Source organism: Streptomyces sp. NPDC017520 (assembly GCF_044329855.1).
Taxonomy (GTDB): Bacteria; Actinomycetota; Actinomycetes; order Streptomycetales; family Streptomycetaceae; genus Streptomyces.
In genome coordinates this window covers 31,686-57,063 of sequence record NZ_JBIRKB010000016.1, presented here as the reverse complement: position 1 = coordinate 57,063, position 25,378 = coordinate 31,686, and the positions used below count along the sequence as shown (strand labels likewise).

Annotated in this window: 12 protein-coding genes; 6 read left to right on the top strand and 6 right to left on the bottom strand. The window is 74.1% G+C overall.

From position 1 onward, the window contains the following. Positions 1-311 precede the first annotated feature (311 nt). The 5 genes from ACH4KB_RS30105 to ACH4KB_RS30085 all read left to right on the top strand — a co-directional run bounded on the left by ACH4KB_RS30105 (position 312) and on the right by ACH4KB_RS30085 (position 10,408). Complete coding sequence (locus tag ACH4KB_RS30105) at positions 312-3,986, top strand: FHA domain-containing protein (protein WP_398069002.1); 3,675 nt, start codon at positions 312-314, stop codon at positions 3,984-3,986. Positions 3,987-4,297: 311 nt separating this feature from the next. Then, complete coding sequence (locus tag ACH4KB_RS30100) at positions 4,298-5,662, top strand: ABC transporter substrate-binding protein (protein WP_398069001.1); 1,365 nt, start codon at positions 4,298-4,300, stop codon at positions 5,660-5,662. A gap of 106 nt (positions 5,663-5,768) precedes the next feature. Next, on the top strand, positions 5,769-7,055 hold the full coding sequence (locus ACH4KB_RS30095) for a carbohydrate ABC transporter permease (protein ID WP_398069000.1): 1,287 nt from the start codon (positions 5,769-5,771) through the stop codon (positions 7,053-7,055). Beyond that, positions 7,052-7,993, top strand: a complete 942-nt coding sequence (locus ACH4KB_RS30090; RefSeq protein ID WP_398068999.1) for a carbohydrate ABC transporter permease — start codon at positions 7,052-7,054, stop codon at positions 7,991-7,993. Before ACH4KB_RS30095 ends, ACH4KB_RS30090 begins: the two co-directional genes overlap by 4 nt. A 189-nt stretch (positions 7,994-8,182) precedes the next feature. Further along, on the top strand, positions 8,183-10,408 hold the full coding sequence (locus tag ACH4KB_RS30085; RefSeq protein ID WP_398068998.1) for a CDP-glycerol glycerophosphotransferase family protein: 2,226 nt from the start codon (positions 8,183-8,185) through the stop codon (positions 10,406-10,408). 51 nt (positions 10,409-10,459) lie between these two features. Here the strand turns inward: ACH4KB_RS30085 and ACH4KB_RS30080 are convergent, their stop codons facing one another. The 6 genes from ACH4KB_RS30080 to ACH4KB_RS30055 all read right to left on the bottom strand — a co-directional run bounded on the left by ACH4KB_RS30080 (position 10,460) and on the right by ACH4KB_RS30055 (position 21,234). After that, positions 10,460-11,602, bottom strand: a complete 1,143-nt coding sequence (locus tag ACH4KB_RS30080; protein WP_398068997.1) for a glycosyltransferase — start codon at positions 11,600-11,602, stop codon at positions 10,460-10,462. Next, a complete protein-coding gene (locus ACH4KB_RS30075; RefSeq protein WP_398068996.1) occupies positions 11,599-14,478 on the bottom strand; it encodes a CDP-glycerol glycerophosphotransferase family protein in 2,880 nt (959 codons plus the stop codon). Before ACH4KB_RS30075 ends, ACH4KB_RS30080 begins: the two co-directional genes overlap by 4 nt. After that, positions 14,475-17,918, bottom strand: coding sequence for a CDP-glycerol glycerophosphotransferase family protein (locus tag ACH4KB_RS30070; protein ID WP_398068995.1), 3,444 nt, complete (start codon positions 17,916-17,918; stop codon positions 14,475-14,477). The genes ACH4KB_RS30075 and ACH4KB_RS30070 overlap by 4 nt, the downstream gene beginning before the upstream one ends. A gap of 297 nt (positions 17,919-18,215) precedes the next feature. Then, on the bottom strand, positions 18,216-19,085 hold the full coding sequence (locus ACH4KB_RS30065) for a TylF/MycF/NovP-related O-methyltransferase (RefSeq protein ID WP_398068994.1): 870 nt from the start codon (positions 19,083-19,085) through the stop codon (positions 18,216-18,218). A gap of 11 nt (positions 19,086-19,096) precedes the next feature. Beyond that, entirely contained in the window at positions 19,097-19,924 is an 828-nt protein-coding gene (locus ACH4KB_RS30060; RefSeq protein WP_398068993.1) for a methyltransferase domain-containing protein, read from the bottom strand. 137 nt (positions 19,925-20,061) lie between these two features. Further along, positions 20,062-21,234, bottom strand: a complete 1,173-nt coding sequence (locus ACH4KB_RS30055) for a CDP-glycerol glycerophosphotransferase family protein (protein WP_398068992.1) — start codon at positions 21,232-21,234, stop codon at positions 20,062-20,064. Positions 21,235-21,335: 101 nt separating this feature from the next. Here ACH4KB_RS30055 and ACH4KB_RS30050 point away from each other — a divergent pair, with 101 nt between their 5' ends. After that, the gene (locus ACH4KB_RS30050) at positions 21,336-25,376 is read left to right on the top strand and encodes a CDP-glycerol glycerophosphotransferase family protein (RefSeq protein ID WP_398068991.1); all 4,041 of its coding nucleotides are present in this window, start codon (positions 21,336-21,338) and stop codon (positions 25,374-25,376) included. The last annotated feature ends 2 nt before the right edge of the window (positions 25,377-25,378 follow it).

Genomic DNA, 25,378 nt, shown 5'->3' with positions numbered 1-25,378 from the left:
AGGAGTTCGGGCGCGGGAGCGGATTTCCGTCCGGCACCCGGCGGGCAGCTACCGGGAAACCCGTCCGAGCGGCGGGATCCGGACGCAAGCAGGCACTTTTGCGCCCACAGCCGACCATTCAAGATCATTTAAAGGTGACCGCCGGGCGTGTTGTCAGTGGCAGGTGCGAGGATGCCTCCAGCACGGATCTGCGAGGTCGGAGTCTCGCGGTGCGTGACGACCTGTACGGACGACGTGTCCGTGCCGGGTGGGGGGAATCACAGGGCGTTTCCCCTGCCGGGCACCCCGCGCAGAAGGGACCGCTGACGGCGATGCAGATCCGGCTGACCGTCCTCGCGCCGCGCAGCGGCCAGACCCCGGCGCGCACCTGCGACGTGCTCGTCACCGCACCCGCCGGGACGGCGCTGGCCGCCGTCGCCTCCCAGCTGGCCTCCGCCGTGGCGGGGCCCGAGAGCTCCCAGGGCGGCGGAGCGATCGTGTTCTTCGCCGGACGGGATCGGCTCGACGGCCACCGCGTCGCGCTGGGCGAACCGCCTCTGGTGGACGGCGCGGTCCTCTCGCTCCAGGTCCCCGGTGACGACGAGGCGACGGACGACCCCGTGCCGGCCCAGCTCCATGTGGTGGCGGGCCCTGACGCGGGCGGCGTCCACCTGCTGCACGGCGGGCAGATCCGGATCGGCCGCTCCGCCGACGCGGACGTCCCGCTCGACGACCCGGACGTCTCCCGGCTGCACTGCGCGGTGACGGTCTCCGACGACGGCCGGGTCTCGGTCGCCGACCTCGGTTCGACGAACGGCACCTCGCTGGACGGCGTCGAGGTGCGTGAACGGCCGGTCCGCCTCGCCCCCGGCGCGCTGCTGCGGCTCGGCGAGTCCGCCCTCCGCCTCACGGCGGGCTCCCGTCCGGCGACGCTGCCGACCGCCCCGGACGGCGAGGGGCACCTGCGGGTGGCCCGCGCCGAGACGGACTCTCCCGCCCCGGGCCACGGCGCCGGCGCGCCGCTCTCCGCGCACACCCCCGACCACGGCGGCCCGGGCCACGGACACGGTTACGGCGCACCGGCCTCCCCTTTTCCCGGTTCCTCCGGTTCCTCCGCTCCCACCGGTCCACCGGCGCCCGGAGGGCCCCACGGCGGCTCCGGAGCCCCGGGCTCCTCCCTCGAAGAGGGCTCCTGGCCCGAGCACGCCGAGGCCGGGCCGGGCGCGTACCCGGGGCAGGGCACCCATGCCCGTGGCGAGGAGTCCGCCGACGCCCCGGCCCCCCGGCGCGGCATAGGAGCATGGGCGCGGCGGCTCAAGGGGGGCGGCGCGAGGAGCGAGCAGGCGGCGGGCCCGGAGACCGGAGCGGGCGTCCGACGCGACACGTACGGCGCCTCCCGCGCCCCCGACGGCCCGGGCGGCCCGACGACGTACGGATCATCGGCACCCGGAGCGGGCGCGTACGGCTCCGCGGTCGGGCCCCACGACTTCCCGGGCGGCTCCCACGATCCGTCCGGCGGCCCGTCGGGCGCCGGGCACCTCGCCTCCCCGGTCTCCCCCGGCTCCCCCTTCTCCGCGCTGCCCACCGCCCCCGAGGGCACCTGGCCGGATCCGGCGGCCGTGCTGATGACCGCGCTCGGCCCCGGCCCCCGGCTCTGGGAGCGCCATCCGGAGCACCCGGAGGCGCTGGTGGTGCGGCTCGGCACGACCGACCGGGCCGAGGTGCCCGCCGTGCCGGTGACCGTGGGGCTGCGGGAGGCCGGTTCGCTGGGGCTCGCCGGTCCGCGGGCCCGGCTGGCGGGTCTTGCCCGCGCGACGGTGGCGCAGCTCGCCGCGTTGCACTCCCCGTTCGACCTGGAGATCGTCCTCATCAGCACGGACCGCTCCCGCCCGCTGGAGGAGCGGCGACGCGAGTGGTCCTGGCTGGGGTGGCTGCCGCATCTGCGCCCGACGCACGGGCAGGACTGCCGGCTGCTCCTCGCGTACGACCGTGAGCAGGCGGCCGCCCGTACGGCCGAGCTGGTGCGCCGCCTCGACGAGGGCCCCCTCGGTCCCGGCTGGCCGCATCTGGACCGGGCCTCGGTGGCCGAGGCCGCCCGCGCCCACACGGGTCCGCACACGGTGGTCGTCCTGGACGGCGACCCCGGTACGGCGGTGCTGCGCGAGACCACGGCACGGCTGGCCGGGGCGGGTGCGGCGGCCGGGATCCATCTGATCTGCCTGGCCGAGACCCCGGCCGCCTCCCCCACCTCCCCGGTGTCCGCGACGTACGAGGCCGCGTGCCGGGCGTCCATCGCCTTCCGGGAGTGCGGGGCGGTCGCGATGCTCAGCGGGGACGTCGCCACGGCGTTGCGCCTGTTGCGCACGGCGGGCGGGCAGGCCGCGGGGCACGGGACGGTGGCCGCCGTGGACGCGGTGTCGGCGGCCTGGGCCGAGCGGTTCGGGCGGGCCCTGGCGCCCCTGCGCGAGGAGGGCTCGGCCGCACTGGCCGGCCGCCCGACGACCGCGGCGCTGCCGCCGTCCGCCCGGCTGCTGGACGAGCTGGGCCTGGCCCGGGCGACGCCGGCCTCGCTGATGGCCCGCTGGGCGTCCACGGCGGAGGCCCAGCCCGGCGCCTCGGCGCCCCGGGGTGCGGCGGCCCGGGCACCCCGCCAGGAGCTGGACAGCCCCAACTCGGGGCGCACCCTCAGCGCGGGCCCGCGCGTCGGCCCGCAGCGCACCGCCGCCTCCTCCCCCCACCGCGACGCCGGCCGGGCGCCGTACCCGGCCGCGGGCGCCCCCGACCCTGACCGCACCCCGTACCCACCGCTGGACGCCCGCGACTCCGGCCGCACCCCCTACCCACCACTCGACGCCCGCGACTCGGAGCGCACGCCCTCTCTCGGCGGCCGACGCTCCGGGCCGGGGCAGGGCTCGGAGGAACGGGGCGACGGGGGCGCGCCCCAGCCCGCCGCCCACACCGGCCGGCCAATCCTCGTGCTCGGGGCGGGCCCCCGGGGGCCCCTCAGCGTCGATCTCGCCGACGAGGGGCCGCATCTGCTGATCGAGGGGCCACCGGGCAGCGGCCGCACCGAGCTGCTCCGGGCCGTCGCCGCCTCGCTGGCCTCCGCCGCCCGGCCCGACCGGCTCGGCATCCTGCTCGTCGACGGCTCCGGTAGCGAGCGGGATGAGCGCTGCGAAGGGCTGCTCCCCTGTACGGAACTGCCGCATGTGTTCACCCACCTCGTGGCGTGCGACCCGGTCCGGATGCGGGAGTTCGCGCAGGCCCTGGGCGGCGAGCTGAAGCGGCGCGCCGAGCTGCTCGGCGACCTGGACTTCGCCGCCTGGCACGAGCGGCACGCCCAGCAGGAGGGCCCGCCGCGCATCGTGGGCCAGCGTCCGCCGAGCGGCGCCGAGCGGCGGGGCGATCTGGACTCCCCGGCCAGCGGCACCCTGCGGTTGCGCACCACCGCGCGGCCCGGGGACCCCGGCCCGTCGCCGCTGCCCCGTCTCGTCGTCCTCGCCGACGACTTCGACGCGCTGGTCGCCCCGTCGCTCGGCAGTCCCGGCAGGCCGGCCGCCGGTTCGGTGGTGCGGGCGCTGGAGGCCGTGGCCCGGGACGGCGGGCGGCTCGGGGTGCACCTGGTCGCCACCTCCGCGCGCCCGGACCGCACCGAGGACACCGAGCTGGCCCGTGGCGCCCGGCTGCGCATCGTGCTGGACGCCCCGGTGCTGCCGCCGTCCCCGGACGAGCCGGCCCCCGGCCGGGGCAGGCTGGGGCATCCGGACGGCCGGGTGACGCCGTTCCAGGGGGGCCGGGTCACCGGTCGTATCCCGCGTACGGCGACGCTGCGGCCCACCGTCGTCCCGCTGGAGTGGGAGCGGATGGGCGATCCGCCGACCCGGCGCCCGGTCCGGGAGCTGGGCAACGGGCCGACCGACCTGGCTCTGCTGGCCAGCGCGTTGGAGCGCGCGGCCCGTTCGGTGAACGCGGAGCGGCTGCCGGCGCTGGTCCCGTTCCCGGCCTGACGCGACGGAGCGCGCGGCCCGTCCGGTGAACGCGGAGCGGCTGCCGTTCCCGCCTGACGCGACCACCGGCACGGCCACTCTCGCGGCCCGCCCCGCCTCCGCCGGCCCGGCCACGTCTCGACGTCCCCCCCGCCTGCCCCGGCAGGCTTCCGACATGCCCTGACATGACGTCACGAGCCGATCACGATCGGCCTGTTGGGGCCTCCGGCGGTATTGCGGGGCCCGGTCGCCCGGCGTAGGACTGTGCGCACGGACGACGTGGTCCGGGCATGTGGACGTGGCCGGACGCGTACAGAAGAGACGGGGCAGGAATGCGCACAACCTTCTCGATACGCAGGGCCGCAGTCGTGTTCGCGGCGGTCGGCGCTCTGGCGCTCACCGGCTGCGGAGGCGACGGTGACGGCAAGAAGAAGACGGACGACGGCTCCGGCACGGGCACGGACAGCGCGTCCACGGTGAACCTGCCGAAGCTGGACGGGGAGAACATCTCGGTCGCCGCGGTCTGGACCGGACCCGAGCAGGCGAACTTCACCAAGGTGCTGGAAGAGTTCGAGACGCGTACGGGCGCGAGCGTGACCTTCGTCCCGGCGCAGGACCCCATCATCAACTTCCTGGGCACCAAGATCGCGGGCAAGCAGCCGCCGGACGTGGCGATGATCCCGCAGGTCGGTGCGGTCCAGCAGGCGGCGGCGAAGAAGTGGGCCAAGCCGGTCGGACCCGAGGCGAAGGCTCAGCTCGAAAAGAACTACGCGAAGGTCTGGCAGGACCTCGGCGCGGTGGACGGCACCCAGTACGGCGTGTACTTCAAGGCCGCCAACAAGTCCCTGATCTGGTACAACGCCGCCGCGTTCGACAACGCGGGGACGAGCGAGCCGAAGACCTGGAAGGACTTCCTGACGACCGCGGAGACCATTTCCGCCTCCGGCGTCACGCCGGTCTCGGTGGGCGGCGCGGACGGCTGGACCCTGACGGACTGGTTCGAGAACGTCTACCTCTCCCAGGCGGGGCCGGAGAAGTACGACCAGCTGGCGAAGCACGAGATCCCGTGGACCGACCCGTCCGTCAAGGACGCGCTGACCACCCTGGCCGAGCTGTTCGGGAAGCCGGAGCTGATCGCGGGCGGCGCGGACGGGGCGCTCCAGACGGAGTTCCCGGCCTCGGTCACCCAGACCTTCACCGGGGGCGACCAGCCCAAGGGCGCGATGGTCTTCGAGGGCGACTTCGTCTCGGTCAACATCGCGCAGACCGAGGCGAAGATCGGCACGGACGCCAAGGTCTTCCCGTTCCCGGCGGTCGGCGCGGACTCCCCCGTGGTGACCGGCGGCGACGCGGCGGTGGCGCTGAAGGACACCAAGGGCGCGCAGGCGCTGCTGACCTGGCTGGCCTCCGCCGACGCGGCGAAGATCTGGGCCGAGGCGGGCGGGTTCATCTCACCGAACAAGGGCCTGGACCTGAAGGCCTACCCGAACGACGTGCAGCGCACGATGGCCCAGGCGCTGATCGACGCCGGTGACGACGTCCGGTTCGACATGTCCGACCAGGCACCGCAGTCGTTCGGCGGGACGCCCGGGAAGGGCGAGTGGAAGATCCTCCAGGACTTCCTGAAGAACCCGAAGGACATCGCGGGGACCCAGAAACAGCTGGAGTCCGAAGCGGTCAAGGCGTACAAGAGCTGACGCCGTGACGACAGCGACCGCGGGGGGCGCCGGAGCGGCGCCCCCCGCCGACGACACGCATCCCCGTCCGTCCCCGCCCCCGGATCCGAAGAGGCCCCGCCGGAGCGTGACCGGCACCCGCAGGGTCATCGCGGCGGCGTTCCTGCTGCCCGCGCTGGTACTGCTCGGCGCGCTGGTGCTCTATCCGATCGGGTACTCGGTCTACCGGTCCTTCTTGGACCAGGCCGGTACGGGCTTCGCCGGGTTCGACAACTACAAGGCGCTGTTCACCGACGCCACCATCGTCACGGCGGTGAAGAACAACGCGATCTGGGTGGTCTTCGCCCCGACGGTCGCCACCGCGCTCGGGCTGATCTTCGCGGTGCTGACCGAGCGGATCCGCTGGGGCACCGCGTTCAAGCTGATCGTCTTCATGCCGATGGCGATCTCGATGCTGGCGGCCGGCATCATCTTCCGGCTGGTGTACGACCAGGCTCCCGAGCGGGGTGTGGCCAACGCGGTGGCAATGGGCGTGCACGACACGTTCAACCAGTCCTCCGTCTTCCCGAAGGCGCGCCCGCTGCCCGTGCACCCGTTGGAGAAGGGTGACGGCGGGGCGTATCTGTCCAAGGAGCCGATCCGGGCGGGACAGCCGCTGCGGGTGCCGCTGATCGGCGTGGCCCCGGCGAGGATGCCGGGCGACGCACGGCCGGCGGAGGGCGCCCCCGCGGCTTCCGGAGACAAGATCGCCGGGACCGCCTGGCTGGACTTCACCCGGGGCGGCGGCGGGAAGCCGAATGTCGTCGACCCGAAGGAGCTGGGCCTGAAGGGCCTGAAGGTCGAGGCGGTGAAGGACGGGAAGGTCGTCGCCACCGCCACGGCCGGAGCGGACGGCGTGTTCACCCTGCCCGCATCGGCGGACGGGGCCCAACTCCGCCTGCCCGCAGACAACTTCCGCGAGCCGTACAACGGCGTCGACTGGCTCGGACCGTCCCTTGTGACGCCCGGGATCATCGGCAGTTACGTATGGATGTGGGCCGGGTTCGCGATGGTGCTGATCGCGGCGGGCCTGGCCGGTCTGCCACGTGAGCTGCTGGAGGCGGCCCGGGTGGACGGCGCCAACGAGTGGCAGGTGTTCCGCCGGATCACGGTGCCGATGCTGGCGCCGGTACTGGCGGTGGTCCTGGTGACGCTGATGATCAACGTGCTCAAGGTCTTCGACCTGGTGTTCATCATCGCGCCGGGCTCCGCGCAGGACGACGCGAACGTGCTGGCGCTCCAGCTGTACAGGTCCTCGTTCGGCACGGACGCGGACCTGGGGATCGGGAGCGCGATCGCGGTACTCCTGCTGCTGCTGGTGATCCCGGTGATGCTCGTGAATATCCGCCGGATCCGGAAGGAGGGACGGCGATGAGCAACGCACCGGAAGTGAACACCGCGCGTATCGGCCGCCAGAAGGCTGTCTCCCGGCAGGCGAGCGCCCCCGAAGCGCCCAAGGCCAAGCAGTCCCTCGGCGCCCGGATCGCCGCCCGCGCCGGCGGCGGGGTGATGCGGGTCTTCCTGATCCTGGTCGCCCTGTTCTGGCTGATGCCCACGATCGGCCTGCTGCTGTCCTCGCTGCGCGGGCCGCAGGACATCGCGGCGACCGGCTGGTGGAAGGTCTTCACCGCCCCGTCGGAGCTGACCTTCGACAACTACCAGCGGCTGCTGGACAATTCGACGATCACCGGCTCGCTCGTCAGCACCATCATGATCACCGTGCCCTCCACGGTGCTGGTGGTGGTGATCGGCTCGCTGGCCGGATACGCCTTCGCGTGGATGGAGTTCCCCGGCCGCGACTGGTGGTTCCTGCTGGTCGTCGGGTTGCTGGTGGTGCCGGTGCAGGTCGCGCTGATCCCGGTCTCCGAGCTGTTCGGCACCATCGGGATCTTCGAGACGACCCTGGGGGTGGTGCTGTTCCACACGGCGTTCGGCCTGCCGTTCGCGATCTTCCTGCTGCGGAACTTCTTCGCGGAGATCCCCCGCGAGCTGCTGGAGGCCGCCCGGCTCGACGGTGCGGGCGAGATCCGGCTGTTCACCCGGGTCGTGATGCCGCTGGGCGGTCCGGCGATCGCCTCGCTCGGGATCTTCCAGTTCCTGTGGGTGTGGAACGACATGCTGGTCGCGCTGATCTTCGCCGACTCCGGGTCGCCGCCGATCACCGTGGCGCTCCAGCAGCAGGTACGTCAGTTCGGCAACAACATCGACGTACTGGCGCCCGGCGCGTTCGTGTCGATGGTGATCCCGCTGGTGGTGTTCTTCGCCTTCCAGCGACAGTTCGTGACCGGAGTGATGGCGGGCTCGGTCAAGTAGCCCTCGCCACAAGGCCGTACGCCCTCGAAGGCGTACGGCTGTACGTCAACCCGAAGCGGCTCGGTTCCCCGGAACCGGGCCGCTTCGCCGTCTCCGTCCCCCGATTGCCGCGTCCGGCGTAACCCTGTCATTCCATCCGACGTTTGCGGTCTGCCTGGTTCCCGCGAACGATCGACCCATGGATGTGTAGTGCCCCGGTTCTCCGTCATCGTGCCCGCGTTCCGGGTCCAGGCGTATCTGCACGCGTGTCTGGATTCGGTGCTGGCCCAGTCCTTCAAGGACTACGAGGTCATCGTGGTCGACGACTGCTCCCCCGATGCCTGTGGGCCGATCGCCGACGAGTACGCCCGCCGGGACCCCCGTGTCACCGCACTGCACCTCCCCCGCAACACCGGCCTGGGACCGGCCCGCAACGCCGGGATGGGCCGGGCGGGCGGCGACTACCTGATCTTCCTCGACGGTGACGACACCCTGCTGCCGGACGCGCTCCAGACCATCGCCGACCGGATCGACGCGACCGGCGAGCCCGACGTCCTGATGTACGACTACGCCCGCACGTACTGGACGGGCCGCAGCGTGCGCAACGTCCTGGCCGCCCATCTCGACGAGGGCGGGCCCGACCGCTTCCGGCTGACCGACCGCCCCGAGCTGCTGCGGCTCCTCATGGTCGTCTGGAACAAGGCGTACCGCCGCGCGTTCATCGAGGCCGAGGGGTTCGCCTTCCCGCCCGGCTACTACGAGGACACCCCCTGGACCTACCCGGTGCTGATGTCGGCCGGGTCGATCGCGGTGCTGGACGCGGTCTGCGTCTCCTACCGGCAGCGACGGCGCGGCAACATCCTCTCCACCACCAGCGAGAAGCACTTCGACGTCTTCGACCAGTACGACCGGGTGTTCGCGTTCATCGACTCGCGCCCCGAACTCGCCCTGTGGCGGCCGGTGATGTTCCGCCGGATGCTGGACCACTTCTCGGCGCTGTTCGCCTCCCGGGACCGGCTGCCGCCCCACCGCCGCGCCGCGTTCTTCCGCCGGGCTGCCGCGTCCTGCCGCCGCTACCGCACCCCCGGCGCCCCGGTCCCCCGCCGCGCACTGCTGCGGCACGGCCTGTTGCGGCTCGGCGCGCGGCGCACCTATCAAGCGCTGTCGGGGGCCCAGCACCTGGGCGGCCGGCTGCGCCGGGGGGCGGCCGCCGGACGCAGGGCGGTGCGGGGCGCGGCGCTGCGGGCGCACTACCGGATCCAGTCGCGGCTGCCGCTGCGCTCCCGGGACGCGGTGTTCACCACCCGGGGCGGCGGGTACACGGGCAGCCCGGCGGCGATCGAGGCGAAGGTCCGCGAGCTGGTCCCGGGGGTGCGGACGGCCTGGATCTGCCGGCCCGGCGACGCCCACACCGTGCCGACCGGCACCCGGCGCCTCGCGCCCGGCACCTTCGCCCACGGGACGGCGCTGGCCCGCTCCGCGTACCTGGTGAACGACTCCCTCTTCGACCGGATGCTGGTCAAGCGCCGGGGCCAGGTCCTGCTCCAGACGCACGAGGGCACGCCGCTGCGGACCGTGGGCACCGATCTGCTGGACCGGCCCGCCGCCGCCCGGGGCACCGACTTCGAGCGGCTGCTGCGCTCCGTGGACACCTGGGACTTCTCCCTCTCGGCGAACCCGCACTCCACCCTCGTACGGGAGAGGGCCTATCCGTCCGCGTACACGACGCTGGAGTACGGCTCGCCGCGCAATGACGTGTACCACCGCACCGGCCCGGCCGAGGTGGCGCGGCTGCGCGAGACGCTGGGGATCCCGGCGGGCAGCACGGCGCTGCTGTACGCCCCGGCGCACCGCGACTACCGGCGGGTCCAGCGGCCCGCCCTGGACCTGGAGCGGCTGGTCCGGGTCCTGGGCCCGCAGTTCGTGGTCCTGGCCCGGGCGCCGCACCCCTCGGGCCCCGGCGGCCACCGGGCGCCGCATCCCCGGATCATCGACGTCCACGGGCACCGGTCCGTGGAGACGCTGGCGCTCGCGTCGGACGCGCTGATCACGGACTACGCGTCGCTGATGTTCGACTACGTCAACCTGGACCGCCCAGTGGTGCTGCACCTGCCCGACATCGAGGCGTTCGAGGCGGCCCGGGGCACGTACTTCGACATCACGACGTTCCCGCCCGGCATCGTGGCCCGGGGCCAGGACGAGCTGTTCGACATCTTCGCCACGGACCACTGGCGGGGTTCCCGCTCGGCGCAGCTGCGGGCCGCGTTCCGGGCCCGGTTCTGTCCCTACGACGACGGGTACGCCGCCGAGCGGGTGGTGCGGCGGGTCTTCCTCGGGGAGACGGACGGGCTGCCGCTGCCGGTGCCGTCCGCCGCGCGCCGGACGCCCGCGGCCCTTCCGGCGCAGGACGGGGCCGGGGCGAACATCAGGGGCTGACCCGGCCCCGCCACACCCAAACGCGTGCTTGCGCACGTACCCCGCGCGTCTTCAGCGTTCCAGAAACGCGAACAGCTCCTCCCAGCGGCGCAGGGTCTCCGGCTCGGAGAACCGCTGGACGCCGGACCGGGCCCGCGCGCCCATCGCGTCGCGCAGCCGGGGGTTGCCGGTGAGCCGCAGCAGCCGGTCGGCGAGGGCGGCGACGTCCCCGGCGGGGGCCAGGAGACCGTCCTCGCCGTCGCGGACGATCTCCCGTACCCCGGGCGCGCAGTCGAACGCGGCGCAGGGCACACCGCTCGCCATCGCCTCCAGCAGGGCCAGCGGGAAGCCCTCGCCCCGGGAGGACTGGACGAAGACGGACGCCTCGGCGAGGGCCCGCTCCACGTCGTCGGTGCGGCCCATCCACTCCACACGGCCGTCGAGGCCGAGGCTCGTGCACTGTTCCTTCAGCGCGGCCTCGTCCTCGCCGGCCCCGTAGACGCGCAGCCGCCAGTCGGGGCGGGCGGGGGCGACCAGGGCCCAGGTGTCCAGGAGCAGGTCGATGCCCTTCTGGTCGCTGAGCCGGCCGATGCTGGCGACGGTCCGCGCGGTGCGCGGGGAGGGCACGGCGGGGAGGCGGGAGAGGGCGTTGGGCAGGAAGCCGACGTTGTTCATGCCGTCCCCGGCCCACTGGTCGGCGTCCTCCTCGGTGAGGACGAGCCAGTGGTCGAGGTCCTTGTAGTGGTTCTTGATCCAGCGGTAGCGGTGGCTCGCGCGGGAGTAGCCGTACGACTCGTGGCTCATCCCGATGACCCGCACCCCGGTGGTGTCGGCCTCTGAGACCCATTCCATCGCCCAGACCTGGGTGACGATGACGACCGCGCCGGGGCGGGCGGTCGCGAAGATCTCCGAGAGCCGGGCGACCGCCCGCTTCTTGGAGGCGGCCCGGGCCGCCTCCTTGCGCCGGGTGGGGAGGCGGAAGCGGTCGCGGATGCCGTGGGGCGTCCAGGGGGTCGGGGGGTGGGCGGGGTAGAGGGCGGTGACGGGGTGGTCGGGCTCCGCGGGCAGCGCCATCTTGAGGTCGGAGGCGTGGATGCCAATGGTGTGGACGCGGTGGCCCTGGCCGGCGAGGAGGCGGGCGGTCTGGTGCATCCAGCCGGTGACGCCGCCGAGTTCGTCGGTGCTGTTGGAGACGATGAAGACGTCGCGGCTCATCGGCCGGCCCCCCGGTCGTGGTCGATGGTGTGGCGGGCGCCCCGGGAGGATCCGGGGGCGAAGACGGCGGCAACCGTCCTGCGGGCGGCGTCGCCCCGGTCGTAGGTCCCGAACTGCCGTGTGAAGTCCCGGCGTCGGCCGGCGTACCGGGTGTCGGACTTCTTCAGTTCCGTGAGGGTCGCGAACAGCTCCTCCTGCGTCTCGGTGACCGGCCCGGGGGCCTTCTCCCGCAGGTCGAAGTAGCTGCCGCGCTCGGCCGCGTAGGCCTCCAGGTCGGGGGCGAACAGCACGACGGGCCGGTCGAGGAGGACGAAGTCGAACATGATGGAGGAGTAGTCGGTGACCAGCACATCGGTGAGGGCCAGGATCTCCTGGACGTCGTGGTGGCGCGATACGTCGACAACGGTGCCGGGCGGACAGAGCGGCAGCCGGGCGGACTCCAGGTAGTGGGCGCGTACGAGCAGCGTGTGGGTGTCACCGAACCGCTCCGCGAACTCCCGTACGTCCAGCAGGAGCCGGGCCCTGCGCTGCTTTCCCGGCCCGCCCCGGAACGTGGGGGCGTACAGCACGGTCTTCCTGTGGTCGTCCAGCCCGAGCGCCCCGGCCAGCGGCGGGCGCGGCAGCCGTCCCTCGGTCTCGGCCCGGTCGCGCTCCGCGATCAGGGCGTCGTTGCGCGGGTAGCCGGTGCGCAGGAGCCGTTCCTCGGGCAGCCGGTAGGCGCGGGCGAGGGTGTTCACGTCGTGCTCGGAGCGGACGAGGAAGTGGTCGAAGCGGTCCACGGCCTGCTGGAGCCGCACGCGCTGGGGGGCGTTCTGGAGGCGCACGCGCCGCTCGTCGAAGCCCATCCGCTTGTACGCGGAGCCGTGCCAGGTCTGGAGGTACGTGGTGTGCCGGGGCTTGCGCAGCTGCTGCGGGAAGCCCTGGTTGTCGACCCAGTACTCGGCGCGGGCCAGCGCCCACAGGTAGCGCCAGGACCAGCGGCGTACGAGGCGGGCGTCGTCCGGGAAGCCGGCCGGTGAGGGGTCGTAGGACCAGGTGGCACGGAGCTTCAGGCCCTGGCGGCGGATCTCCTCGTAGAGGGCGCGCGGGCTGTCGCCGTAGCAGGTGCCCATGTGGCTTTCGAGGACGACGGAGCCCCGGCGCACGGGGAGCCGGGTGAGCCAGGTGTTGTAGACGGGGACCTTGAAGCCCCGGGAGCGGTAGCGGTCCCGGCGCACCCGCAGGGACCGGACGAGGAGCTTCGCCTTGCGGGCGGGCCGGAAGCGGGTGGCGTAGCGGACCAGGCGGTGGGTGGTGCGGGCGGGGCGGCGGCGGGCGGTCAGCCGGAGCGCGAAGTGGTCCTTGAGCGTGATGTAGGGCTCCCAGGTGTCCGCGGCGAGCGGTCCGAGCCGGGGCCAGGCGGGGAACCGGAGGGACCCTTCCACCTGGTCCTGCGGGGCGAACAGATCGCTGACGGAACGGGGCCCGTCGGGGCCCCCCGCGGTCACGGTCAGCCGCGCGTCCCACGCCGTGTCGCGGGCGCCGACGGGGCGCAGGCGGCGCGCGACGTCGGCCCGCGCGCGCCAGCTGATCCCGTTGCCGTCGTGCCGGATCTCCTCGACCGGGAACGCGACGGCGCGCGCCCCGCCCCGGGCCCGGAACTCCAGGGTAGCGGTGAGAGGGGCGTCGGGGGCCGGGCCGCCGTGGCCGGGCAGCACGAGGCGGCCTTCCAGCAGCAGGCGGCCCCGGTCGGCGGCGACGCGGGTGAGCCGGTTCATCAGGCGCGCGTCGCCGAACGTGCGGTACTGGTGGCCGAGTTCGGTGACGTCGACGCCCGGCCCTTCCGGGCCGCCGCCCCAGATCGCCCGGCCGTCCGCGCCCGTGGTCAGCGGCGCGCACACGGTGGCGGGCCTGCTCAGCGCGTACGCCGCGGTGAGGACCCCTTCGGCGTCGCCCCGGGCCAGCAGGCGCACGGCGACCTGTTCCAGCGGCGGCAGGTCCGCCAGGCCGTCCCGGAAGGAGCCGGTCAGCGCACGGGAGGCGGCCGCGGCGACGCGGTCGCGACGGGCGGCGGGCAGGTGGGGGAAGGACCGGGCGAGCGGCACGAGGTGGTCGCGGGCGAACGCCTTCTCCCGTTCCTCGCGCAGCTCGGACAGGCCGCGCGCGAGGAGGGTGTTGGCGACGCGGCGGTGCGCCTCGACCAGGGCGGCGAGGTCGCGGGCCCGGTCGGGGACGGCCCGGTTGGTCACGATCAGCCGGCGGACGAGGGCGATCCGGCCGACCGCCGCGGCGGCGAGCGGGCCGAAGAGGATCTCGCCGTGCGTCAGGTCCTCCTCGTACCGCAGCCCGTGCCGCCTGGCGGCCTCGCGGCGCAGGCAGAATCCGGTCACCAGGGCGTCCCTGACGACGAGTTCGGGGGCATCGGTGAAACGGGTGAGGGTGCGGGAGCGGGCGTACAGCCCGCCCTGCCAGGACGGCTCCCGCTCCTTGCCGCTCTCGTCCGCGACCCGGCTCCAGCGGCCGGCGATCAGGTCCGCGCGGCTGGTCTCGCCCGCCTGCCAGAGGTTGCGGCAGGCGTGGAGCTGGAGGCGTTCGCCGGCGGCGAGGACCAGGACGTACCGGCCGGCCGCCGCGTCCAGGCCCGCGTTGCGCAGGGCTCCGGTGGTGCGGACGGCCGGGTCGGCGTGGAGGAGGCGGACCCGCCCGGGGGCCCGGTCGGCCAGGACCCGGGCGGCGGTCCGGACGGCCGGGGCGGCGGTGGAGGCGAGGACCACGACGGCCTCGGCCCCGCGCAGCGACTGGCCGAGCACGGACTCGACGGAGGCACGCAGGGCGTCGGCGCCTCCGGGGCCCTCGTTGTCCCCGCCCCCGGTGATCACACAGCTGAAGTCGCTCATGCCTGCTCCCCCTTGAGCATCCGGTCGACGACCCCGGCGGCGGCGGTCCCGTCGTCGAGGTCGCAGAACGCCTCCCGGAACCGCTCGTACGCCCCCCGGTGCCCGGCGGTCGCGGCTTCCGGGTCGCGCAGGGCCGCCACGATCCCGGCGGAGTCGGGGATCAGGGGCCCGGGGGCGCGCTGCTCGAAGTCGAAGCAGAAGCCGCGCAGGGTGTCGCGGTAGTGGGCCAGGTCGTGGGTGTGGAAGAGCATCGGGCGGCCGGTCTGCGCGAAGTCGAACATGATCGAGGAGTAGTCGGTGACCAGGACATCGCTGACCAGCAGCAGTTCGGCGACGTCCGGGTGGCGGGAGACGTCCCGGACGAAGTCGGTGTCGGGGACGCTGCCACCGACGAGGTAGTGGCGGCGCACCAGCAGGACGTGGTCCTCGCCGAGGCTCTTCCGGGCGTGCTCCAGGTCGAGTTGGAGGTCGAACCCGTGGCGCCCGCCCTGCCGTTTGCGGTCCTCGCGCCAGGTGGGGGCGTACAGGATCACGCGACGCCCCTCGGGGAGCGCGAGCCGTTCGCGTACGGCGGCGGCGACCTTGTCCCGGTCGGGGGCGTACAGCAGGTCGTTGCGCGGGTAACCGCACTCCAGGACCTCGCCGGAGTAGCCGAAGGCGCGGCGCATCACGGGGGTGGAGAAGCTGTTCGGGGAGACGAGCACGCTCCACTGGGCGGACCGGTGTTCCATGGACGCCATGTACGCGGCGTCGGCGTGCGGGGTGCCCGCGAGGTCACGGCCGATGCGTTTGAGCGGGGTGCCGTGCCAGGTCTGGACGACGGTCTGGCCCTCGGCCCGCTCGAACCACTCGGGCAGGTGGGTGTTGGTGACGATCCACCGGCTGCGGGCCAGCGCCTCGTACCAGTCGGCGCTGTGCAGGGCGATGGGGCGGACCCCTTCGGGCACGGCCGCCTGCTGGTCGCGCACCACCGACAGGTGCTCGATGTCCCGCCCCCGGGCCGCGAGTTCGCGGTGGACGGCGCGGGGCGAGTCGGAGTACTGGCGGCCGTCGAAGCTGGAGTAGAGGACTGCGGGGCGCAGTTCGTCGGCCGTGGCCGTGCGCAGTCCGGCGTACCGCTCGCGCTGGAGCCGCTGCCCGTGCGGCCCCCGCTCACCGACGGGGAGGGCGGAGGCCGACTCCAGGACGAGCCGGTCCTGGTGGCGCCGTTGGAGGGTGAAGTCACGGCGGTCAGCGTTCAGTTGCATGGGCAGGGCGGAGTACAGGGGGGAGTTCGAGCGAAGCGGTCGGTAGGCCTCCGGGTCCCGCTCCCCCGGCTCGCGCAGGAAGAGGTACCAGCGCCCTTCGGCGAGCGGCAGCCTCCCGCCGGGTCCCTCGACGGCGGCGGGTGTGATCACGGCGCGGAAGCCGTCGCCGTCCCCCCGTTCCAGGCCGAGGACCACCTCCTCGCCGTGGCCGCTGTGGCGCAGGACGAGTTCCCGGAAGGCGCCCGTGGGCTCGGGGAAGGTCCCGTCGAGGACGAGGGCGCCCGGCTCCTCCCGGGCGGCGGAGGTGACGACGGGCTGGACGGGCCGGTCGGTGAGCACGAGGTCGCCCGAGGGGTTGGGGGCCGCGTACAGCTCACGGCCGCCGGGCAGTGGGTAGCGCCCGTCCTGGCCGTCGGTCCGGGCCGCCACGGTCAACGGCTTGCCCTCACCGACGAGTTGGACGCCCCAGCTGTCGTCCTGCCCCCGGAAGGCGCTGAGCGGGATGTCCGCCGCCCGGGAGCCGAGCGAGCCGCGCAGGGCGAACTCCCGCGTCTCCTTGGTGCGCCACTCGGTGAGCCGGAGGGCGACCGGCCCGGCGTCGCCGAGGATCTTCACCTCCAGGCGCACGGCGTCCTCGACCGCCGACTGCCCGGTCAGGACGGCCGCGACGCGTTCTGCGCGCAGCTCCAGCTTGTTGCCGGAGAGGACGGGGACGATACGGGTCCGCTCGTCGGTGTACGTCACGGCGGGCGGGGCCGGGGTGGAGACGAGCCGCATGGGGCCCCGGCGCGGCCGGCCGGCGCCGACGACGACGGCCTCCAGCTTCCACGTCGTACGCCCGCCGCTCACCTTCCCGGCGAGTCTGCGCGGATCGACGACGGCGGTGAACCCGGCGCGGTCGTAGCGGTGCAGGGAGCGGCCGGAGCGGGCGGTGGCCTCGTCGCCCGGGACCGGGCGGGTCCGCAGGGGGATCAGCCGCTTCCCGGAGCGCAGCCAGCCGAGCCGGACCGGGCCGCCCGGGGCGTTCCGTACGTAGGCGTGGCCGGTCAGGTGCAGCAGCCCGTCCCGCCAGACGGCCTCGGTGAGGTGGGCGTGGACGGGCAGGTCGGTGGAGGTCAGTGCGGTCGTGGCCGGCGGCAGGGGGGCGCGGACGGCGGGGTGGTGGGCTCGGGGGCGGAGCACTCCGGTGACGTGGAAGGTGTCCCGGTCCTTCTTCTCGTCGGCGAGGAGGGCGAGGAGTTCGGGCAGCCGGCGTTCGCGGATGAGCTGCCACTTGACCCGCAGGTGCAGGGGCAGTGAGGCGAGGACGTCGGAGTCGACGGTGGCGGCGAACGCGCCCGCGTGCTCCAGGAAGGCTTCGTGGAACTCCGCGTCGCCGTCCTGGAGCGCCTCGATGAACAGCCACAGGTCCCCGGAGAGCGCGTGGGCGTCGTAGCGGCGCTTGGCCCCGGCCAGGTCGGGCCGGGCGGCGAGGAAGCGGCTGACGGTGGTGACGGCGGTGACCCGGTCGCGGATGCCCCGGGGCACGGCCCGCCGGGTGGTGATCGAGCCGTCGCGGTCGCGCCAGTGGTAGACGGGCTCCTCGACGACGTCGACCGAGCGGGCCAGGAAGTGGGCGGGCAGGACGACGGCGATGTCCTCGTACAGCACCCCGGTGGGGAAGGCGAAGGCGTGCTCGTCCCAGAAGGTGCGCCGGAAGACCTTGTTGCAGGCGATGCGGTCGCCCAGCAGGGCCCAGTCCCGGGTGACGTGAGTGGCCCGCCGGGCTTTCTCCATCGGCTTGCGGAACATCGGGGACTGTTCCAGATCCCCGCCGGCCCGCAGCCGGAGCACGTTGCCGGTGGCGAAGTCGGAGCCTGAGGCGTCGAGTTCGGCCAGCATGCGGGCGTACGCACCGGGCGGTACGACGTCGTCACTGTCGACGAACGCCAGGAACTCCGCGCCGGGATCGGCCTCGCGGATCCCGGCGTTGCGGGCCGCGCCGAGCCCGGCGTTCTCCTGCCGGATCAGCCGGAAGCGCGGGGCTCGGTCCACGAACTCCTGGGCGAGGGCGGGGCCGTTGTCCGTGGAGCCGTCGTCGACGAGGACGACCTCCAGGTCCGGCATGGTCTGCTCGGCGAGCGAGGACAGGCAGGCACCGAGGTACTCCTCGACGTTGTAGAGGGGGACGACGACGGTGAGACGGGGTGCCATCGCGGCGCACGATCCTTCCGGGCGGACGACATCAGGGGCAATGAGCTTCGGGGGCTTGAGGCTTGGGGCTTGGGGAGCTTGAGGCTTGGGGCTACGGGGGCTTGGGCTTCGGGGCGTGGGGCCCGTCGGTGGCCATGGGGTACAACCCGCGCCGGAAGGACGGGTCACCCGAGGGGGCCCGTTCGGGTGACCCGGAGGGCGGAGTCGCGCACCCCGGGGGCGTACCGGGAGCACGTTCGAGCCCCGTACCGGAAGGGCACGGGGCTCGGTGCTCGGCGCTGCCGTGAAGGGCTCGCGTCAGGGCTTCACGGCGATCCGGCCCTCGTCCATCCGCAGCAGCAGCAGCCGCTCACCGGTCTTGTCGAGGAACTCGTCGACCGCCTGCCGCGATCCCTGCCAGTAGCCGTAGTCGTCGATGAGGAGCACCCCGCCAGGGACCAACCGGGAGTACAGATGCTCCAGTTCGTGCTTGGTGGAGGCGTACCAGTCGGTGTCCAGGCGCAGGATGGAGATCTGCTCGGGGGCCTGCGCGGGGACGGTGTCCTCGACCCGGCCCTGGACGTAGTGGACGCGCTCCTTCGGGTACGGGACGGTGTCGAAGCCCGCCTTGACGTCCTCCAGCGAGGCGACCGCCCAGATCGGCCGGTCCTTGCCCTGGGCGTCCAGCAGCTCCTGGGCGGGCCGCCCGTCGCGCCGCAGATCCTCGGCGGTGGGCGGGGTCATGCCCTCGTACGTGTCGAAGAGGTACAGGTCGCGCTCGGTCTCCCCGACGGAGAGCAGGGTCCGGGCGCAGGCCTGCATGGAACCGCCCCGCCAGACCCCGCACTCGACGATGTCACCGGGGATGTCGTGCCGGGCGATGTGGCGGGTGGCGAGGATGAAGGCGTTGAGCCGCTCGGGCGAGGTCATCGAGTACGGCTTGACCGCGCGGATGATGTCCTTCGCCTCGTCGTCGTAGTCGGCCGGGAACCCGGGCGCGGGCTTCTTCGCCTTGGGTTCCGGAGCCGTTACGGGGGCGGGTGCGGCGGTGGGATCCGGCGCGGGAGCGGTACGGGCGGCGGGCACCGTGACGCGCCTGAGCTGGTAACCGGTGAGCTGCTGAAGGACGCCGTTGACGGCGTTGCGCCAAGCCATGCCCCGGGACAGTACGCGCGGTTTGTGCCGCATGTCATCTTTCGTCAACCTGCCATTGATCGGGGCGGGTCCTGTTCGAGCGAGGGCTCCTGCGCGGGCACGGTCCCGGGGCGTCCGCACGCCTCACGGCCGTCCAGCGGCCGGGGCAGCGGCACGCCGTCCACGCCGCCGACCCTGTTCGCCCACCACACCGCCAGCTCCCGTACGGCGAACATGGTGAGGCGCGGGTAGCGGGCCGGCTTGCGGAAGACGCCGACGGAGTCGCCCCAGTAGGCGGCCTTCTTGTCGATGGCCCGGTAGTCGTGCCAGATGCCCTTGCGCGGCGGGAAGTCGGTGTAGGCCTCGCGCAGTTCGAGCCGTGAGTGGGCGGCGAGCGCGCGGAACCCGTCGGGGTAGTAGCGCCAGCAGTCCTGTGCGTCGTGGACGTGGCCGCGCGAGGGGGCGGTGATGAACGCGTGTCCGCCCGGCTTCAGGATCCGGGCGATCTCCAGCATCGACGCCCAGAAGAACGGGATGTGCTCGAACGCCTGCCCGGACAGCACGACATCGGCACTGTTGGAGCGGGCGGGGATGCGGTACGGCTTCTTCATCACCGCGTCGACGTTGGGGCCGTCCTGCACGTCGACCCCGAAGTAGTCGATGGGGTGGTCGGCGAGGAGAGCCCGGTGGGTACGGGTCTGCTTGCCGGAGACGCGCGACCCGAGGTCGACGACGCGGTAGACGCCGGTACGGGACGCGCCTCCAGCAGCCCTTCCGGCAGCTCCTTCGACAGGCCCTTCGACAGGCCCTTCGACAGGCCCTTTGGCAGGCCCTTCGACGGGCAGGTACTCCTTGATGCAGAGTTCCATCTGCTCGTAGGCGGACCGGTGCATGGACGACTCCCAACATGGCGGGGCGAGCGGGCTGTTGGGCACAACGACCGCGCGGCGCGGAGGAACCGGCACGGGTGGAACACCTTGAGCCATTCGGGTGGCGGGGACGAGCAGGCCCGGTCGGGGCGGGCCCCGCGTCACAGGGCCGGGGCGAAGAACCGCCGCACGACGCGTTCCGCCGCGCGCCCGTCGTCGTACGGGCAGAACCGCTCCCGGAACGCGGTGCGCAGGACGGCCGCCTCAGGTGACCGCCACGCCCCCGTCCGGAACACCTCGGCCAGCTCGGCCGGGGTGGCGGTGACGGGGCCGGGGGTGTCGCCGGGCCGGCCGGAGAGCAGGTCGAAGTACGTCCCGCGCGTGGCCCGGTAGGTGGCCCAGTCGGGGGCGTGGACGACGATCGGGCGGTCCAGGCAGGCGTAGTCGAAGATCAGGGAGGAGTAGTCGGCGATCAACGCGTCTGCGGCCAGGCACAGTTCCTCGACCCGGGGATGCCCGGTGACGTCGACGACCCGCGCCGCCCCCGTCGCGCCGACCCCGACGGACCGTCCGTAGAAGTAGTGGGCCCGCACCAACACCACGTACTGCGACCCCAGTTCGCGCGCCACCCACTCCGCGTCGAGATCGGGCACGAAGCCGTCGCGGTAGTCGCGGTGGGTCGGGGCGTAGAGAAGGGCGGTCTGCCCCTCGGCGATGCCCAGTTCGGCTCGGATCCTCGCGATCTCCTCGGCGGTGGCGGTGGCGTGGACGTCGTTGCGGGGGTAGCCGAGGTCGAGCCGTTCGTACCGGCCCGGATAGACGCGGTCCCAGACCTCGGTGCTGTGCGGGTTGGCGGAGAGGCTGAAGTCCCACTGGCCGACATGGGCGAGGATCTTGGCGAAGTCGGTCTTCCGGGCGAGGGCGGGGTACGCACGCTGGTCCAGCCCCATGGTCTTGAGCGGGGTCCCGTGGTGGGTCTGGAGATAGCGCTGACCGGGCCGCTTGGTGAAGCCGCCGGGAAAACTGGAGTTGTTGACCAGGTAGGTGGCGGTGGCCATGGCCCGCCAGTAGGGGCGCGAGCCCTCGATGACGTACGGCACGCCGGCCGGCATCCGGTCGCGGTGCCGGGAGGAGACGACCCACACGCCCCGGATGTGCGGGACCAGTTCGCGGGCCTTGGCGTGGATCGCGGCGGGGTTGCAGGCGACGCCCCGGTTCCAGTACGCCCCGTAGACGGCGAGGTCCGGGTCGAGCGGGCGGTGCAGGTCGGTGCGGTAGGCGGCCCGCATGGCCTGGCGACGCAGGAACCGCTTCACGGAAGCTCGGGTGGGCATGGCAGCCGAGCGTAATCGCGGGCCGGGACGGTCGAGGAGCCGCGTTCACCCGTTCGGGTCAGCGCCGGTGACCCCGGGTCCCGCCCCCTGTTGACCAGGACATGAAGCCACCACTGCCACCCCTCCTCAGCGTCGTCGTCCCCGTCCACAACGTCGAGACCTACCTCGGGGACTGCCTGCGGTCGGTGGCGGACCAGACCCTCGAAGCGATCGAGGTGGTCATGGTCGACGACGGTTCGACGGACGGCAGCGCCCGGATCGCGGCCGAGTTCGCCGCCCGGGACAGCCGCTTCCGGCTGGTGCGGCAGCGGAACGCCGGTCTGAGCGCCGCCCGCAACACCGGCGTCCGCCACACCACCCCCGCCGTCCCCTATCTGGCGTTCGCCGACAGCGACGACATCGTGGTGCACGACGCGTACGAGCGGATGACGGCCTCGCTGGAGGCGACCGGTTCCGATCTGGTGACCGGCAATGTGTGGCGGCTGACGGGGCAGGGTCGGCAGCAGGCGTGGCAGTACCGCTGGCTGACGGCCACCCGGCCCCGCACCCACATCACCCGGGACCCGCGCCTGCTGGCCGACCGGGTGGCGTGGAACAAGGTGTTCCGCCGCTCGTTCTGGGACGCGCACGGCTTCGCCTTCCCCGTGGGCAAGCTGTACGAGGACACCCCGGTGATGATCCCCGCGCACCATCTCGCCCGGTCCGTCGACGTCCTGCACGAGCACGTCTACTACTGGCGGGTGCGGGAGGGCTCGATCACCCGGCGGCGTACGGACGTCACGGGTGTACGGGACCGGATCGCCGCGTGCGAGCAGGTCAGCGCGTTCCTGGGCGGCCGGGACGCGGCACAGCGGCGGGCGTACGACACGTCCTGTCTGCGGGATGACTTCGGGTACTTCCTCGACGGCCTGCCGATGGGTGGCGAGGCCTACCGGTCGGCGTTCCTGGAGGCCGCCGGGGCCTTCGTCGACCGGGCGGGACCCGGCGCGCTGAAGGGGCTGCCGGTGGAGCTGCGCATCAAGTGGTCGCTGGTGCGGGAGCGGCGCCTGGAGGAGCTGCTGGCGGTCCTCGCCTTCGAACGGGCCAACGGAGCGGGCACCTTCGCGGTCGAGGGGCCCCCGGGGCGGCGGCGGGCGGTGTACCCCGGGGTGCGCGGCGCGAGCGCCCGGCTCGCGCGCACGGACGTCCCCGCCGTGGCGCGGCTGCTGGAGGCGCGCTGGGGCGCGGACGGGAGGCTGCGGCTGCGCGGGTACGCGTATCTGCGCAACCTTCCCGCCGCCTCCGCCCGGCAGCGGCTCACGGTGGGGATGGTCCGGGCGGAGCGGGGCCGGCAGGTGCGCCCGGTGCCGGTGCGTTCCGTGTGCACGCCCGAGGCGACGGTGAACTCCGGTCAGGAGCTGCACGGCTACGACCACGCGGGCTTCGAGATGGTCCTCGACCCCGACCGGCTGCCCGCGACGGCGGACGGCGGCGGCTGGCTGGTCGGCCTGGTCCTCGCCGCGCCCGGGGCGGTACGTCGGGTGGCGGTGCGCGCCCCGGACGCGGGCACGGACCAGCCGCTCGTCCACGACCTGGGCGACGGGCGGCGGGCGGTGCTCGATTACCGGAGCGGCCGTCTCCGGCTGACCGTCTCGCGCCTGCGAGCACGGGCCGAGGGGCACCGGACCGCCGACACGGAGGGGGCCCCGCTGGAACTCACGGGCCGGTACTTCGGCGCGAGCGGGAGCAGGCCGACGGCACTGGTGCTGACGCGCGAGGGGACCGAAGAAGGCGCGGAGCGTTCCTGCCCGGTGGAGTACGAGGAGACCGCCGGGAACGGGGAGCCAGGCGGGGTGCGTGGGGCGGACGGGGGCCGAGGGTCCGACGAGGCCTGTGCGGCGGGTGGGGACGGGAAGCCGGACCGGGTGCGCGGGGGGGACGGGGACGGGAAGCCCGACGAGGCCCGGGAGGCGGGCCCGGACGCGAAGCCCGGCGAGGCCCGTGCGGCGGGCCCGGACACGAAGCCCGACGAGGGCCGGGAGGCGGGCCGGGTGGACGAGGCGGGTGCGGCGGGCGGCGGGCGCGGGCCGGACGGGGTCGGGTTCACGGTCCGGGTGCCGCTCGCCGACCTCGCCGGCGCCCCGCCCGCCCCGCACCGGGCCCCCCGCGAGGTCGAGACGGCGGGCGGGCAGCGCTGGCGGGTCCGGCTGCTGCTCGCCGACGGCTCCCGCGTCCCGCTGCCCGCCGCCCCGGACCTGCCGCCGCCCGCGTGCGCGGACCCGGCGGGCGACCTGGTGCTGGACCTGGCGGCGCCTCCGTACGCGGACCGGGTGGAGTGCACGCCGGAAGGGGGCCTGCGCGTCTCGGGGACGTACGTTCGCCCCGCTCCGGGGACGTACGGCCCGGCCGCGACGAGGACGTACGGTCCGCCCGCTCCGGGGACGGCGACCGCGCCGGTCGGCCGGCTCGTCCTGCGCCACGAGACCCTGCACGAGACGGTCCCGGTCGCGGGGGCCCGCGTGGAGCCCGCCACGGCAAGCAGCGAAGGGACCGACGCGGAACCCGGCGCGGGAAGCGCCACAGGAACCGACGCACGCCCCCTCGCGGAACCCGTCACGGAAAGCACCGACGGAACCGGCACACACACCGGCACACACATCGACGCGGAGACCGACACACAGACCGACGCGGAGACACGGGCGGGCCGGTTCTCCGCGCTGATCGCCCCGCCGCTCCCGGAAGGCCGCTGGGAGGTCCGCCTGGACGGCCGGCCCGTACGCGTCCTCGGCTCGGCGGCCCGGCGGCTCCCCCGCGGCGGAGCCGAGAGCGCCCTGCGTCCGGAGCGGCGGCACGGCGACCGGCTGTCCGTCGTCGCGGGGCCGGATGCGCAAGCGGAGGCGGCCGGGCGGAGCGCGTACGGCAGGCGCCTCCTGCGCGCCGCGCACTACCGCGACGGGCGCACGCGCCTCCCGCTCCGCGACACCGTCCTCTACGCGGGCGGCGACTCCCCGCGCGCCGTCCACGCCGAGCTCGTGCGCCGGGGCACGGAGACCGAACACCTGTGGGTCACCGGTACCACCCCCGGCCGCACCACCCACGTTCCGCCCGGCGCGCGGGTCGTCCCCGTGCACAGCGTCGCCTGGTACGAGGCGCTGGCCCGCTCCCGCCGGATCGTCACGGACGAACAGCTGCCCGAGTGGTTCGAGCGGCGGCCGGGGCAGACGGTCGTCCAGACCTGGCACGGCACGCCGCTCGGCCGCTTCGGCGGGTGCCTGGCCGACACCCTCTACGCCGACCACCAGTACCTCGCCACCCTGCCGCGGCGGTCGGCCCAGTGGTCGGTGCTGGTCTCCCCGAGCCGCTTCGCGACCCCGTGGCTGCGCCGGTCGCTGGGGTACGAGGGGGAGGTGCTGGAGGCCGGGTCACCCGCCAACGACGTGCTGTTCCCGCCCGACCGGGACAAGGCCGCCGAGGAGGTCCGGCGCGGGCTGGGGATCCCGGAGGACCACCGCGTCGTGCTGTACGCCCCGACCTACCGCGACCACCTGGCCCATCCCCCGGCCGCGTCCGCCGACCGCACGTCCCCCGGCCCGTACCGCTGGGACCCGGCACTCGACCCGGCCGCCCTGGCCCGGGCGCTCGGCCCCCGCCACACGGTGCTGGTACGCCGCCACCCCCGGGTCACCGGCAGCGTCCCGGCCGGGCCGGGCGTGCTCGACGTCTCGCACCACCCGGGGGCGGCCGGGCTGCTCCTGATCGCCGACGTCCTGGTCACGGACTACGCGGGGCTGATGTTCGACTTCGCGCTGACGGGCCGGCCGATGCTCTTCCACACGTACGACCTGGAGCACTACCGCGACACCGTGCGCGGCTTCTGCCTGGACTTCGAGACCCGGGCGCCGGGGCCGCTGCTGGTCACGACGGACGAGGTGGCCCAGGCGCTGCGCGACACCGGGTCGCTGGCGGCCCGGCACGCCGACGCCTACGAGAGCTTCCGCCGCGACTACTGCGATCTGGACGACGGCGGCGCGGCGGCCCGGGTCGCGGACCGACTACTGGCGAACCCGAACGCGAACACGGCCCGAGGGCGCCGGGAAGCCGGGCCCGGAATCCCTCGGACGGGTGGCGGCGGGGAGAGCGGGCCCGCCGCACGGAACCCATGAGG